Annotated in this window: 13 protein-coding genes; 2 read left to right on the top strand and 11 right to left on the bottom strand. The window is 70.9% G+C overall.

Translation table 11 applies throughout. The features are described from left to right. Positions 1 to 13 precede the first annotated feature (13 nt). Positions 14 to 1,243: a UbiH/UbiF/VisC/COQ6 family ubiquinone biosynthesis hydroxylase gene (locus tag VGB60_RS01590; protein ID WP_331036531.1), complete on the top strand. Its 1,230-nt coding sequence runs from the start codon at positions 14 to 16 to the stop codon at positions 1,241 to 1,243. 118 nt (positions 1,244 to 1,361) lie between these two features. Here VGB60_RS01590 and VGB60_RS01585 read toward each other — a convergent pair whose 3' ends face one another. The 10 genes from VGB60_RS01585 to VGB60_RS01540 all read right to left on the bottom strand — a co-directional run bounded on the left by VGB60_RS01585 (position 1,362) and on the right by VGB60_RS01540 (position 10,461). Continuing rightward, positions 1,362 to 1,556: a Trm112 family protein gene (locus VGB60_RS01585; RefSeq protein WP_331036530.1), complete on the bottom strand. Its 195-nt coding sequence runs from the start codon at positions 1,554 to 1,556 to the stop codon at positions 1,362 to 1,364. 116 nt (positions 1,557 to 1,672) lie between these two features. Beyond that, entirely contained in the window at positions 1,673 to 2,332 is a 660-nt protein-coding gene (locus VGB60_RS01580) for an LON peptidase substrate-binding domain-containing protein (protein ID WP_331036529.1), read from the bottom strand. Between the two features lie 10 nt (positions 2,333 to 2,342). Further along, entirely contained in the window at positions 2,343 to 3,239 is an 897-nt protein-coding gene (trxA, locus tag VGB60_RS01575) for a thioredoxin (protein WP_331036528.1), read from the bottom strand. Positions 3,240 to 3,304: 65 nt separating this feature from the next. Beyond that, positions 3,305 to 5,113, bottom strand: a complete 1,809-nt coding sequence (locus VGB60_RS01570) for a heparinase II/III family protein (RefSeq protein WP_331036527.1) — start codon at positions 5,111 to 5,113, stop codon at positions 3,305 to 3,307. Then, positions 5,110 to 5,784: a ribulose-phosphate 3-epimerase gene (rpe, locus tag VGB60_RS01565; protein ID WP_331036526.1), complete on the bottom strand. Its 675-nt coding sequence runs from the start codon at positions 5,782 to 5,784 to the stop codon at positions 5,110 to 5,112. The genes VGB60_RS01570 and rpe overlap by 4 nt, the downstream gene beginning before the upstream one ends. 66 nt (positions 5,785 to 5,850) lie before the next feature. Continuing rightward, the gene (locus VGB60_RS01560; protein ID WP_331036525.1) at positions 5,851 to 6,615 is read right to left on the bottom strand and encodes a dienelactone hydrolase family protein; all 765 of its coding nucleotides are present in this window, start codon (positions 6,613 to 6,615) and stop codon (positions 5,851 to 5,853) included. Positions 6,616 to 6,768: 153 nt separating this feature from the next. Further along, positions 6,769 to 8,373, bottom strand: coding sequence for a bifunctional phosphoribosylaminoimidazolecarboxamide formyltransferase/IMP cyclohydrolase (gene purH / locus VGB60_RS01555; protein ID WP_331036524.1), 1,605 nt, complete (start codon positions 8,371 to 8,373; stop codon positions 6,769 to 6,771). Positions 8,374 to 8,481: 108 nt separating this feature from the next. Continuing rightward, on the bottom strand, positions 8,482 to 9,489 hold the full coding sequence (locus VGB60_RS01550; RefSeq protein WP_331036523.1) for a sensor histidine kinase: 1,008 nt from the start codon (positions 9,487 to 9,489) through the stop codon (positions 8,482 to 8,484). Between the two features lie 106 nt (positions 9,490 to 9,595). After that, positions 9,596 to 9,820, bottom strand: coding sequence for a hypothetical protein (locus VGB60_RS01545; RefSeq protein WP_331036522.1), 225 nt, complete (start codon positions 9,818 to 9,820; stop codon positions 9,596 to 9,598). A gap of 104 nt (positions 9,821 to 9,924) precedes the next feature. Then, complete coding sequence (locus tag VGB60_RS01540) at positions 9,925 to 10,461, bottom strand: prolyl-tRNA synthetase associated domain-containing protein (RefSeq protein WP_331036521.1); 537 nt, start codon at positions 10,459 to 10,461, stop codon at positions 9,925 to 9,927. A gap of 53 nt (positions 10,462 to 10,514) precedes the next feature. Between VGB60_RS01540 and VGB60_RS01535 the strand changes: the two genes are divergently transcribed. Next, the gene (locus tag VGB60_RS01535; protein ID WP_331036520.1) at positions 10,515 to 11,255 is read left to right on the top strand and encodes a DUF6065 family protein; all 741 of its coding nucleotides are present in this window, start codon (positions 10,515 to 10,517) and stop codon (positions 11,253 to 11,255) included. Between the two features lie 68 nt (positions 11,256 to 11,323). Here the strand turns inward: VGB60_RS01535 and VGB60_RS01530 are convergent. Further along, on the bottom strand, positions 11,324 to 11,527 hold a 204-nt coding region (locus tag VGB60_RS01530; protein ID WP_414644453.1), incomplete at its 5' end, for a CC0125/CC1285 family lipoprotein.

Genomic DNA, 11,527 nt, shown 5'->3' with positions numbered 1-11,527 from the left:
CGACCGCTACGACATCGTCATCGCCGGGGCCGGGATGGCGGGGGCGACGTTCGCGCTGGCGGCGGCGCAGGGTGGGCTGAAGGTCGTGCTGGTCGATCCGCAGCCGTTCCCGCAGCAGCTGGCGCCGACGTTCGACGGGCGCTCGACGGCAATCGCCTTCTCGACCTTCCGCATGCTGGACGCGCTCGGGGTCGGCGCGGCGCTGAGGCCGCACGCCTGCCGCATGGACCGCATTCTGGTGACCGATGGACGCAGGCCGGGCGCGGCGGCGCGATCGGCGTCCTCCGCCTTCCTGCGCTTCGACGCGGACGAGATCGGGGACCGCACTGATGGCGAGCCGTTGGGCTATATGGTCGAGAACCGGCGCATCCGGGCGGCGCTGGCCGACGCCGTCACCGCCGCGGGCATCGAGGTGCGGGCGCCGGCATCGGTCTCGGCGGTAAAGGCCGGCGCGGCGCGCACGGTTGTGACCCTGGCCGACGGTGGGGTGCTGGAGGCGGCGCTGGCGGTCGGAGCCGAGGGCCGGGGCTCGCTGGTGCGCAAGGCGGCCGGGATCGACACCGTCGGCTGGGGCTATGGCCAGAGCGGCGTGGTGGCGACCGTGTCGCTGGGCCGGGACCACGGCAATGTGGCGCACGAGTACTTCCTGCCCTCCGGGCCATTCGCCATCCTGCCGCTGACCGAACGCCGCGCCAGTCTGGTGTGGACCGAGAGCACGCGCCGAGGGGAGGCGTTGCGGGCCGCCTCGGACGAAGCCTTTCACGCCCATCTGATGCGACGGTTCGGCGACTTCCTGGACCGCGTCACGGTGGTGGGACCGCGCTTCGTCTATCCGTTGTCGCTGCAGCTGGCCGAGCGTCTGACCGGCCCGCGCGCCGCCCTGATCGGCGACGCCGCCCACGCCGTGCACCCGGTCGCGGGACAGGGCCTGAACATGGGCCTGAAGGACGCCGCCGCCTTGGCGGAGGTGCTGGTCGAGGGGATGCGGCTGGGCGAGGACATAGGGGCGGAGACGGTGCTGGACCGCTACGCCCGCTGGCGGCGGTTCGACAACACGGCGCTGGCGGCGGGGTTCGACGGCTTCGTGCGCCTGTTCTCCAACGACCTGCCGCCTGTGCGGCTGGCCCGGGGTCTGGGCATCGCGGCGGTGAACCGGATCGCGCCGCTGAGGCGCGCCTTCATGCAGGAGGCGGGCGGTGCGAGCGGGGATCTGCCGCGGCTGCTGAGGGGTGAGGCGGTCTGAGGCAGTGATTGGTGATCGGTGAGTGCAGCGTCGCTGACGGCGGAAGGCCGGCGCGTTCGCGGCTACAACCCGGCCGGTCGCCAATCATCAATCACCAATCACTAATCACCCCCACCGCTCAGTCCAGCGTCCGCGCCTCTTCCGCCAGCATGATCGGCACGCCGTCGCGGATCGGGTAAGCGAGCTTGGCGCCGGCCGAGACCAGCTCCTGGCGGTCGCGATCGTAGGTCAGCTTGCCGCGCGTGACCGGGCAGACCAGCACCTCGAGCAGGCGGGGATCGACGGAGGCGGGGGTGTGGAAGGTGTCGGACATGGGGGAAGGTTACAGGGATGAGGGACTAGGGACTAGGGATGAGGAAGCTGCGCCGGCTGGCCGGGGAGCTGCACGCATCTCCAACCCCTAGTCCCTAATCCCTAGTCCCTCATCCCTCACTGCATCTGCGGCGCCTCGCCGTCGCCGTCGCCGGCCGCGTCGATGGTCATCAGGGCGGTCAGGACGGCGGAGCGGTCGGTGAGGGAGGCGGCTTCCAGCAGGGCCTGTTTCTCCGGCGGCTCGAACGGCAGGGCCATGGAGAGGCTGTTGATCAGGGCCTCGGGCGGGGCGGTCTCGGCGGTGTCCCAGTCGATGTCGAGGCCGCGGGTCTCCAGATAGGCGCGCAAGGCGTCGAGCAGGCCGTCGCGGTCGAGACCCACGTCGTCCACCGGCGGGGCGGCGAGGTCGAGCTCGAAGGCGCTGAAGTCGGCGCGGATCTGGCGGTACGGGGTCTGGGTCGGCAGTTCGCTGGCGAGACGGAAGCGGGCGCAGCCGGTCAGGGTGATCAGATAGCGGCCGTCCGAGGTCTCCGCGAAACTGGTGATCCGGCCGGCGCAGCCGATCGGCGACAGGCCCGGCAGACGCCGCGAGCCCGACTGCGGCTGGACCATGCCGATGATCCGGTCGCCGGCCATGGCGTCGTCGATCATGTTCAGATAGCGCGGCTCGAAGATGTTGAGCGGCAGCTGACCGCGCGGCAACAGGATGGCGCCCGGCAGGGGAAACACCGGGATCACCTGCGGCAGGTCGGCCGCCCTGACATACCCCTGCGCCACGCCGGCCCTCCTAGGCGAACAGGATGGAGGACAGACGGCGGCGGCCGTCCCGGGCGATGTCGGAGGACGCGCCGGCCGCCTCGAACACGACCAGCAGCTGTTTGCGGGCGGCCTGATCGTTCCACTCGCGGTCGGCGGCGACGATGGCGAGCAGGCTGTCGACCGCGCTCTTGAGGTCGCCCGCCGAGGCCTGCGCCAGCGACAGGTCGTAGCGGGCCTGATGGTCGGCGGGGTTGGCGGCGACCTGGGCCTCCAGCTCGGCGGCGGGCCCGGCGGGCGCCGAGGAGGCGAGAGCCAGCTGGGCCCGGACGGACTGGACCTGGGCGTTCTTCGCGTCGGCCGGGGCCATGGCGATGGTCTGACGCGCCTGGTCGATGTCGCCGTCGGCCAGATAGACGCGCGCCATGCCGGCGATGGCGGCCTCGTTTTCGGGCTCCAGCGTCAGCACCTGGGCGAAGGCCTGGGCGGCGCCGCCGAGGTCGTTCAGCGACAGCGACTCCTCGCCAAGCGACAGAAGCTGTTCGACGTCGGAGTTGGCGCTCTCGCCGCCCGTCAGTTTTTCGATGAAGGCCTTGAGCTGGCTCTCCGGCACGGCGCCCTGGAAGCCGTCAACCGGCTGGCCGTTGACGAAGGCGTACACGGTGGGGATAGACTGGACCCGCAGTTGGCCCGCGTAGGCCGGGTTCTTGTCGACGTCGATCTTGACCAGTTTGACCTTGCCCCCGGCGGCGCGGACCGCCTTTTCGATCATCGGCGTCAGCGTCCGGCACGGGCCGCACCAGGTGGCCCAGAAGTCCACCAGCACCGGCTGTTCCTTCGAGGCGGCGATGACGTCGGCCATGAAGCCGGCGTCGGAGCCCTCCTTGATCAGGTCGTCCGGAAGCGCGGTGGGATCGGCGAGGCTCATCAATCAATCCTGTCGTGACATGGCGTAACGCTGCAGCGGTCAGATGGTCGCTTGGGGTCTCGCCATCAAGTCGGTTCGCCCCCGGCGCCCGCGGGGCTGAGCTTCCAGCGGATCTTGGTCTCCGCATCGGTGCGGGCCGAGCCGCGCACCACGATCTGCAGCGAGCGCCGGGTCAGGCCCTCGTCGATATGGACCGAGGGCTCGATGGCGACGTCGGGTCCGTCGGTACGGAACCACCAGCCGCGCCCTGAGTGGCCGCGCAGCAGGATGGAACGGCGGTCGCGGGCCAGCGACGCCTGGACCCCCGGCTCGAGCTGGAACCGGACCGCGTAGGGGGCGGCGATGGCGCGCGTGACGTCTCTCTGGTCGGAGGCCGGGTGAAGCCGCTCCTCCGCCCGTAGTTCGTCCAGCCGTTGATCCAGATACAGACGGCGCTGGTGCAGCAGGCCGTATTCGTGCGCCCAGCCGTCGTGCTCGGCCTCCAGCCAGACCGCGCCCTCGCCGTCGCGCTGGTTGACCTCGAGATGCAGCGGACGGCCCATCAGGCGGTGCCCCAGCAGCTCGCCGCGCCACCCGCCAAGCGGCTCGCCCACGGAGGTCTCGCCGAGGGTGAGGGTCGAATGGCCCGGCCCGAGGCGCAGGCCCTGCCGATCAGCGGCGGCGGCGGTCCAACCGCAGCCGGTGACGATCCGGTCCTTGCCGCAGACGATCTCGAGCGCCAGCGGCTGGGCGCAGGCCGAGCCGGACCAGGGGCCGCGCGCCGGCGCCGCTACGTCCGCGGCGACCGTCAGCAAAGGACTGCGGACGCGCACCATCCCGCCCACGGCGCCGGTGAGGGCGTCGGGCGCGGGTTCGTCGTGGGCGCGGGCGGCCGCGACGCGCTCGGCGGTCGAGGGACCCCCGCCCTGGAACGAAATCAAGCGGCCGTCGGGCAGGGTCTGGACGCGCAGGGCGATCGTCAGGCGCTGGATGGCCACGCGCACGGCCGGGGGCGGGGGCTCAGAGATCTGAGACAGGGCGTCGTCGAGGGTCAGCAGGTCAAGCAGCAGTTCAAGGCCGGCCTCCGGGCTGCGGCTGGCGTGACCGCCGTCGGCGCCGACCGTGCGCTCAAGCGCGGCCGGGAGGGCGCGCAGGGCCGCGCGGCGCAGGCCCGCGCCGGCGCCTCCGGCCAGAACACATCCGGCGACGGCGGCGGCGGTGAGCCGCTCGGCCTTGCCGGCGAGGCCGCCAGGCGGGCGCAGCAGCTGGCGCCCCTGCCGGGCGAGGAGGTCGGCCAGCCTGAGGCGCTCGGCCTCGGTGGCCGCCTGACCCATCCGCCGGGCGGCGCAGGCGAGGTTGAAGGCGCGGCGGGCGAGGATGGCCGGGTCCCAGGCGAAGGGCGACCAGCGGGCGAAGGCGTCCGTCCAGGCGAGGGTCAGCCGCACCGCCTCGCGAGCGCCGCGCTCGCCCTGCAGCATCAGCGACGGCAGCCAGGCGAAGGCGTGCAGTTCGACAGCGAAGGCGCGGCTGGGGCTGGGCCGGTTCCACGGATCCCCGGGCGCGGCCGCCTCGAAGCTGGATCCGGCGAGGAGGAACTTGCCGCTGAGCGTCAGCTTGCCGGGGGCGGGATCGACGGGGCGGAAGTCGCGAGGGGTGGCGGCGAAACCCGCGCCGCCGGCGCCCTTGAGCGTCAGGGTGTAGCCCGGCAGGCCGTACAGCTCGATCCACATCTGCCGGGTCAGCAGACGGCCCAGCACCGCGGGCCAGAGACCGGGAGCGGACGTGGCGCCGGTGGTGCGGATCGGCGTCCGCATGGGGGCGCCGCGCAGGCCGGGAATTTCGCCGGACGCCGGGCCGTCGGCCTCGATGCGGGAGAAGGGGCCGAGCGGACTCATGCGGCGGCGGGCCGGGCGGCCTTCAGCGCGGCGATGTTGGCGGCGTAGGCCGCCGCACCGCCCCGGAACACCGCCGTGCCCGCGACGAGGGCGTCGGCCCCGGCGGCGACGCAGGCGCCGGCGTTGGCGGCGGTGACCCCGCCGTCTATCTGAAGCACCGCCTTCGACCCGGCGCGGTCGAGCAGCGCGCGCGTCCGCTCGATCTTGCCCAGGGTGGCCTCGATGAAGGACTGGCCGCCGAAGCCGGGGTTGACGGACATCAGCAGCACCAGATCGACAAGCTCGACGACCTCCTCGACGATCGACACCGGCGTCCCCGGGTTCAGCACCACGCCGGCCTTCGCGCCCAACTGACGGATGCGGCCGAGGGTACGATGCAGGTGCGGGCCGCTCTCGGGGTGGACGGTCAGAATGTCGGCTCCGGCGTCGCGATAGGCCTCCAGCCACGGATCGACCGGCGCGACCATCAGGTGGACGTCGAACGGCAGCGAGGTGTGCGGCCGCAGGGCCTTCACCACGTCGGGGCCGAGGGTGATGTTGGGCACGAAATGGCCGTCCATAACGTCGACATGGACCCAGTCGGCCCCCGCGGCCTCAAGCGCGGCGACCTCCTCGCCGAGGCGGGCGAAGTCGCTGGCGAGGATCGACGGGCAGATCAGGGGCGCGGCCATCTCAGCGGGATAAGGCGGGTCGCGGGCGGGAGCAAGGCGCGGCGGGGATGTTGGGCGCCGGTTCCGTCACCGTTCCGGCAGCGGGGGCGCGACGGCGGCGTCCTCCAGCAGGGCGGTGAAGCGGCGGATGGCCTCCCGCGTCAGGTCGGGGTCGTGACGCATCGGAGGGGCGTTCATGGGTTCGTCAAAGCTGTGCGTGGCGTCCGCCAGCCATGTTTCGACCTCGACCCCGCAGTTGCGGACCATGCCGTGGACCTGCTCGGCGTTGCGGACGGTGGTCAGGTGGTCGGTGCGCGCGATCACGGCGAGCGTCTTCGGGCAGTGCCGCCACGGCCGCATCCGGTTCCTCGCCGCGAAGCCGACGTAGGGATAGGCGAGGTAGGCGGCGAGAACGGCGTCGAGCGGAGCAGCGCCCGGGTCGGCGACCCCGAGCGCCGGGCCGGAGCGGTCGGCGCTCATGGCTTCCATGATGCCCCAGCCGCCGTGGCTCCAGCCGGCGACAGCGAGCTTCGAAGCATCCACGTCCCGGCGACGGGACACGCCGTCAATCGCCGCCAGAACGTCGCCCGCCCGCTCCCAGCCGCGCAGGAGAAGTCCCGTGCAGACGGCGGCCAGGGCGAAGCTCCGGCTCCAGCGGCGCGGGGCATAGGAATCGACGATGAAGGCGCGCCAGCCCGCCGCCCGGGCCGCTTCCGCATATTGCGGCAGATGCCCTCTCAGACCGCCGCAGCCGTGGAACAGGATGACGGCCGGACGCGGCCGGTCGTCATCCGGGCCGACCACTTTCGTGTGGGGCTCGAGCCGAGCCCAGCGTTGGGAGAGGGTGTCCATGGGCGGCACTTTAGCGGCGGCGGTTGGGGGGTCTAAGTGATTAGTGCTTGGTGATTGGTGATTGCAGCGTCGCCTCCCGAGCTCTCGCGGCGTCGCCGGCACTGGCGGCGGCGAACCACCAATCACCAATCAACTAATCACCTGTCCGACCCATCAGTGCCGGAACACCCGCACTCCGGTGAAGGCCATGGCCACGCCGGCGGCGTCGGCCGCGGCGATCACCTCGTCATCGCGGATCGAGCCGCCGGGTTGGATCACCGCCGCGGCGCCGGCGGCGACGGCCTCCAGCAGGCCGTCGGCGAAGGGGAAGAAGGCTTCGGAGGCGCAGGCGGAGCCCTGGGCCAGAGAGTGCGCCAAGCCCTTGGCCTCTCCCGCTTCACGCGCGCGGATGGCGGCGATGCGGGCGGAGTCGCGGCGGTTCATCTGGCCCGCGCCGATGCCGGCGGTCTGCCCGTCCTTCGCATAGACGATGGCGTTGGACTTGACGTGCTTGGCCACGGTGAAGGCGAACAGCATGTCCTCGATCTCCCGGGGCGTGGGCTGGCGGCGGGTGACGATCTTCAGGTCGGCAGGTGCGATGCGCGAACGGTCGCGGCCCTGCACGAGGAAGCCGCCCGCCACGGAGCGGAAGACCTCGCCCGACGCCAGCGGATCGGGCAGGCCGTCGGTGAGCAGCAGGCGCAGGTTCTTCTTCGCCGCGAAGACGGCGAGCGCTTCGTCGTCGGCGCCCGGGGCGATGACCACCTCGGCGAAGATGTCGGTGATCAGCTTCGCATCGGCGCCGGTCAGGGTGCGGTTGACGGCGATGACGCCGCCGAAGGCCGAGACGGCGTCGCATTCCAGGGCGCGGGCGTAGGCCGTCGCCAGATCGGCGCCCACGGCCACGCCGCAGGGGTTGGCGTGTTTGACGATGACGCAGGCGGGCGCCTCGAACTCGGCGACCAGCTCATAGGCGGCGTCGGCGTCGGTGATGTTGTTGTAGCCCAGTTCCTTGCCCTGCAGCTGACGCGCGTTCGCCACGCCGGGGCGGGCCTCGCCGGTGCGGTAGAAGGCGCCGGTCTGGTGCGGGTTCTCACCGTAGCGCAGCGTCTGGGCCAGCGCGCCGGTGATGGATTTGCGGGCCGGGGCGGCGTCGCCGACCTGCCCCGCGAACCAGCCGGAGACGGCGGCGTCATAGGCGGCGGTGCGGGCGAAGGCGTGGGCGGCGAGACGCTTGCGCAGCTCCAGCGTCGTGGCGCCGTTGGTCTTGAGCGCGGTCAGCAGGTCGTCGACGGCGCCCTTGTCGACGCAGACGGCGACGTAGCCGTGATTCTTGGCCGCGGAGCGGATCATGGCCGGCCCGCCGATGTCGATGTTCTCGACGGCGGCCTCGAAGCCGCCGCCGGATGCGACCGTCTGCTCGAACGGGTAGAGGTCGATCCACGCGATATCGATGCCGCCGATGCCGTGCTCAGCCATGGCCTCGGCGTGCGAGGGCGCGTCGCGCACGCCCAGCAGGCCGCCGTGAACGACCGGGTGCAGGGTCTTGACCCGGCCGTCCATCATCTCGGGGAAGCCGGTCAGATCGGCGACGTCCTTCACCGGCAGTCCGAAGCCGGCGATGGCGGCGCGGGTGCCTCCGGTCGAGACCAGCTCGACCCCGAGATCGTGCAGGGCGCGCGCCGTTCCTTCCAGCCCCGTCTTGTCGCTGAGCGAGATAAGGGCGCGCTTGGGGACGACGCGGTCCGGCGGGGGCGGAAAGTCGGGAGCGGCGGGCATGGCGGGCGTCCGTGAATTGGCGGTCGGGAGGGGACGCCGCGCGTCTAGCACCGTCCGGCCGGGGCTGGAACCGGGGGCGTCGTGTCGAGGCCGGGCCGCAGGGCCCGTTCAGTTGTCGAGGCGGGCGGTGCGAATGCGCAGCCGGGCGATCAGGCCCTCAGGCGACCAGTCATAGGCGATCGAGCCGCCGAGGCCGTGGGTCATGATCCGCTCGAGCAATTTGCTGCCGAAGCCGTCGCCGGCCGCGGGCGGCCGGACCATTGGTCCGCCGCGCTCGGTCCAGACGATAACCGCCTCGTCCTCCTCGATCAGGCAGGCGACATCAAGCAGCCCGCCTTCCGACGACAGGGCGCCGTGCTTGACCGAATTGGTCGCCAGCTCGTGCAGAACAAGGGCGAGGTTGGTCGCCGCGCCTTCGCCAATGCCCATTCGGGGCACGGACACGCGGATGCGCCCGGCGAAGGCGCCCAGGTCGTCATACGGCATGAGCAGGACGGTGATGAGATCGCCCAGCAGCGCCGCGTTCTCGGTCTGACCTGGCACCGGCCGCACCAGATCGTGAGCGCGGCCGAGAGCGGTGAGCCGGTGCGTCAGCTCGCGCGCCATGTCTTCCTTGGTCTCGGCCGAGCGGGAGGTCATGGTCGTCAGGGCGCCGGCGATGGCGATCAGGTTCTTGACCCGGTGGCTCATCTCGCCCGCGAGCAGCTCGTGCGCCTCCTCGGCCTGTTTCCGGCCCGTGACGTCGAGGAAGACGCCGTACATCACGCCCTGCCGGATGCCCTCGTCGTCTCCGCGTCCGCGGGCCGAGATCCAGCGCACTTCGTCCTGAAGCAGGATGCGGAAGTCAATTTCGTAAGGCCCGACGATTCCGCGCGTCGCATTGAACGCCGCCCGCACGCGGTCCCGGTCGGCCGGGTGGATGTTGCTGGACAGGTCTTCGAAGGTCACCGGACCCGCGCTCGGCACGGCCCAGAGCTCGTAGCCGATTTCGTCCATGGTCAGGCCGTCGCTGCCGACGTCCCACGCCCAGAGGGCGACGCCGGCGGCTTTCACGCCGAGGCGGAGGTGCTGCGGATCCCACACGGGGAACGCGGTTGTGTCGTGGTCACCGCTCACAGGCATGTTCCGGGATTCGCCGGAAGTGGCGATCGTCGGATGGTTCTGACCTGAAGCGGGACGATTAGCCATGCCAATCGTCCCGCCTGCAGTCTGTATTTCGGGATCAGTCGCTCTCGCTGTCGTCTTCTTCGCTGATCACGACGACGGCGGCGACGATGATCGCGGCGCCGGCGACCAGCACGGCGATCGGAACGCCCGCGAACTCGCTGGATTCTTCGCCGGCGGCGCCGACGCGGTCACCGACGCGAACCACGGAAGTACCGGCGGCGGCGGCTTGGCCGGCGATCAGGAGGACGGCGGCGGTCGCCGCAAGGAGGGTCTTTTTCATGGATCTCTCATCAGGTTGGACGAAGGCGACAGAAGTCACAGCGAGCAGGGCTATCACACGTTCCGTAACGATCTGACAAACCCGACCGACGTTGCCAGACCGCATCAGTCCAGCCGGGCGAAATCCACGACGACCGGCTTACGCCCGAGCAGCGCCAGAAAGCGCCGAAAGTCCGCCTGCGGCAGGGCGGTGGTCGCGATGTTGGTCAGCGGGTGGAAGTTGACGAGGTCGGCGTCCCACAGGGCCCGATCGACGACGAAGGTCACGCGGTGGTCGGGGTCGCTGATCAGGCCCAGGGCAGTGACCGAGCCGGGCGTGAGGCCCAGGGTTTCGTACAGCAGGGCCTCGTTTCCAAACGACAGTCGATCCGAGCCGATGGTCTTCGGCAGGCGCTTCAGATCGACCACGGTGTCCTGGCGGGCGGAGACCAGCCACAGCCGGGCCTTCTTGTCCTTGAGGAACAGGTTCTTGGTATGGGCCCCGGGCATGGCGGCCTTGAGTTCGTGGCCCTCGTCGACACGGAAGACGGCGGGGTGGTCGCGGGTGGTCTGGGCGATCCCTTCGGCGGCCATCCACGCGAGCAGGCGGTCGCGGTCCCAGGCGGGGGGAGGCGGCGGGCCGGGAGCCTTGTCTTCGGTCATCGGCCTTCGCTAGGGATGGGTGACCCTTCCCCGATACCGTCCGGAGACTGCGCGTGGAACTGGAATGCTATCCGATGATGCCCCAGCCGCCGGACCTCGTGCCCGGGCGGCAGTCGCGCAACTGGATGGACGCCTTCGCCAGCCGCCATCCCTACCGCTGCCTGCCGCTGAACATGGCCAACACGACGGGGTGGGAAATCCTGTGCCCGATCGGCTTCACCGCCGAGTGGAACGGCGGCCCCAGCCAGGCCGACATCGTCATCACCCCGGAGCGGCCGACGCCGAACCTGCAGCACATCGTCACCTCGCACTTCTCGCGCGGGGTTCTGACCATGCATCCGCAGTATCTGTTCCGCACGCCGCCGGGATGGGGCCTGCTGGCCGGCGGATCGCCGAACCATCTGAAGGACGGCATCCAGCCGCTGGTCGGGCTGATCGAGACCGATTGGCTGCCCTTCCCCTTCACCATGAACTGGCTGTTCACGCGGCCCGGGCGAATCAAGTTCGAGAAGGGCGAACCCTTCTGCTTCATCACGCCCATCGAACACCGCAAGGCCGAGCAGTTTCAGCCGGTGATCCGCTCGCTGGAGTCCAATCCGGTCATGCACGGCCAGTTCGAGGCCTGGAACCGCGCCCGCACGGACTTCAACCAGCGGCTGGCCTCGGGCGATCCAGACGCCGCCAAGGAGGCGTGGCAGCGCTACTATTTCAAGGGCGAGGTCCCCGAGGAGCTCGGCACGGCGCCAGCGACCCACGTCAACAAGCGTCGGCTGAAGTCGCCGAGGATCGGGTAGAGGGATGAGGGAACAGGGATGAGAGAGGGACGCTCGCGCACCCTCATCCCTAGTCCCTCATCCCTAAATCACATCGCTCGCGTCACCCTCGGCCCCAGGTTCTGCATCACGTCGCGGGCGTTGAAGGCGTTGGGGTCGTCGGACGGCTTGGCGCCGCGGCCCATGACGATCTCGGCCGTGGCCTCGTACCGATCGATCTCGCGGATATCGAGTTCAGGACCGAACGGATCCGCCCACGGGCTCCAGGAACCGCGGCGGTAGTAGCGCCACGA

The organism is Brevundimonas sp., from assembly GCF_036399195.1.
In the GTDB taxonomy this organism is placed as follows: domain Bacteria; phylum Pseudomonadota; class Alphaproteobacteria; order Caulobacterales; family Caulobacteraceae; genus Brevundimonas.
This window is presented reverse-complemented; position numbering and strand designations above follow the sequence as displayed.

Bases quoted from the DNA above. Each gene is read 5' to 3' on its own strand.
- VGB60_RS01560 (WP_331036525.1), bottom strand. From the start codon at position 6,615: ATGGACACCCTCTCCCAACGCTGGGCTCGGCTCGAGCCCCACACGAAA.
- VGB60_RS01585 (WP_331036530.1), bottom strand. From the start codon at position 1,556: ATGTCCGACACCTTCCACACCCCCGCCTCCGTCGATCCCCGCCTGCTC.
- VGB60_RS01545 (WP_331036522.1), bottom strand. From the start codon at position 9,820: ATGAAAAAGACCCTCCTTGCGGCGACCGCCGCCGTCCTCCTGATCGCC.
- VGB60_RS01570 (WP_331036527.1), bottom strand. From the start codon at position 5,113: ATGAGTCCGCTCGGCCCCTTCTCCCGCATCGAGGCCGACGGCCCGGCG.
- purH (WP_331036524.1), bottom strand. From the start codon at position 8,373: ATGCCCGCCGCTCCCGACTTTCCGCCCCCGCCGGACCGCGTCGTCCCC.
- rpe (WP_331036526.1), bottom strand. From the start codon at position 5,784: ATGGCCGCGCCCCTGATCTGCCCGTCGATCCTCGCCAGCGACTTCGCC.
- trxA (WP_331036528.1), bottom strand. From the start codon at position 3,239: ATGAGCCTCGCCGATCCCACCGCGCTTCCGGACGACCTGATCAAGGAG.
- VGB60_RS01540 (WP_331036521.1), bottom strand. From the start codon at position 10,461: ATGACCGAAGACAAGGCTCCCGGCCCGCCGCCTCCCCCCGCCTGGGAC.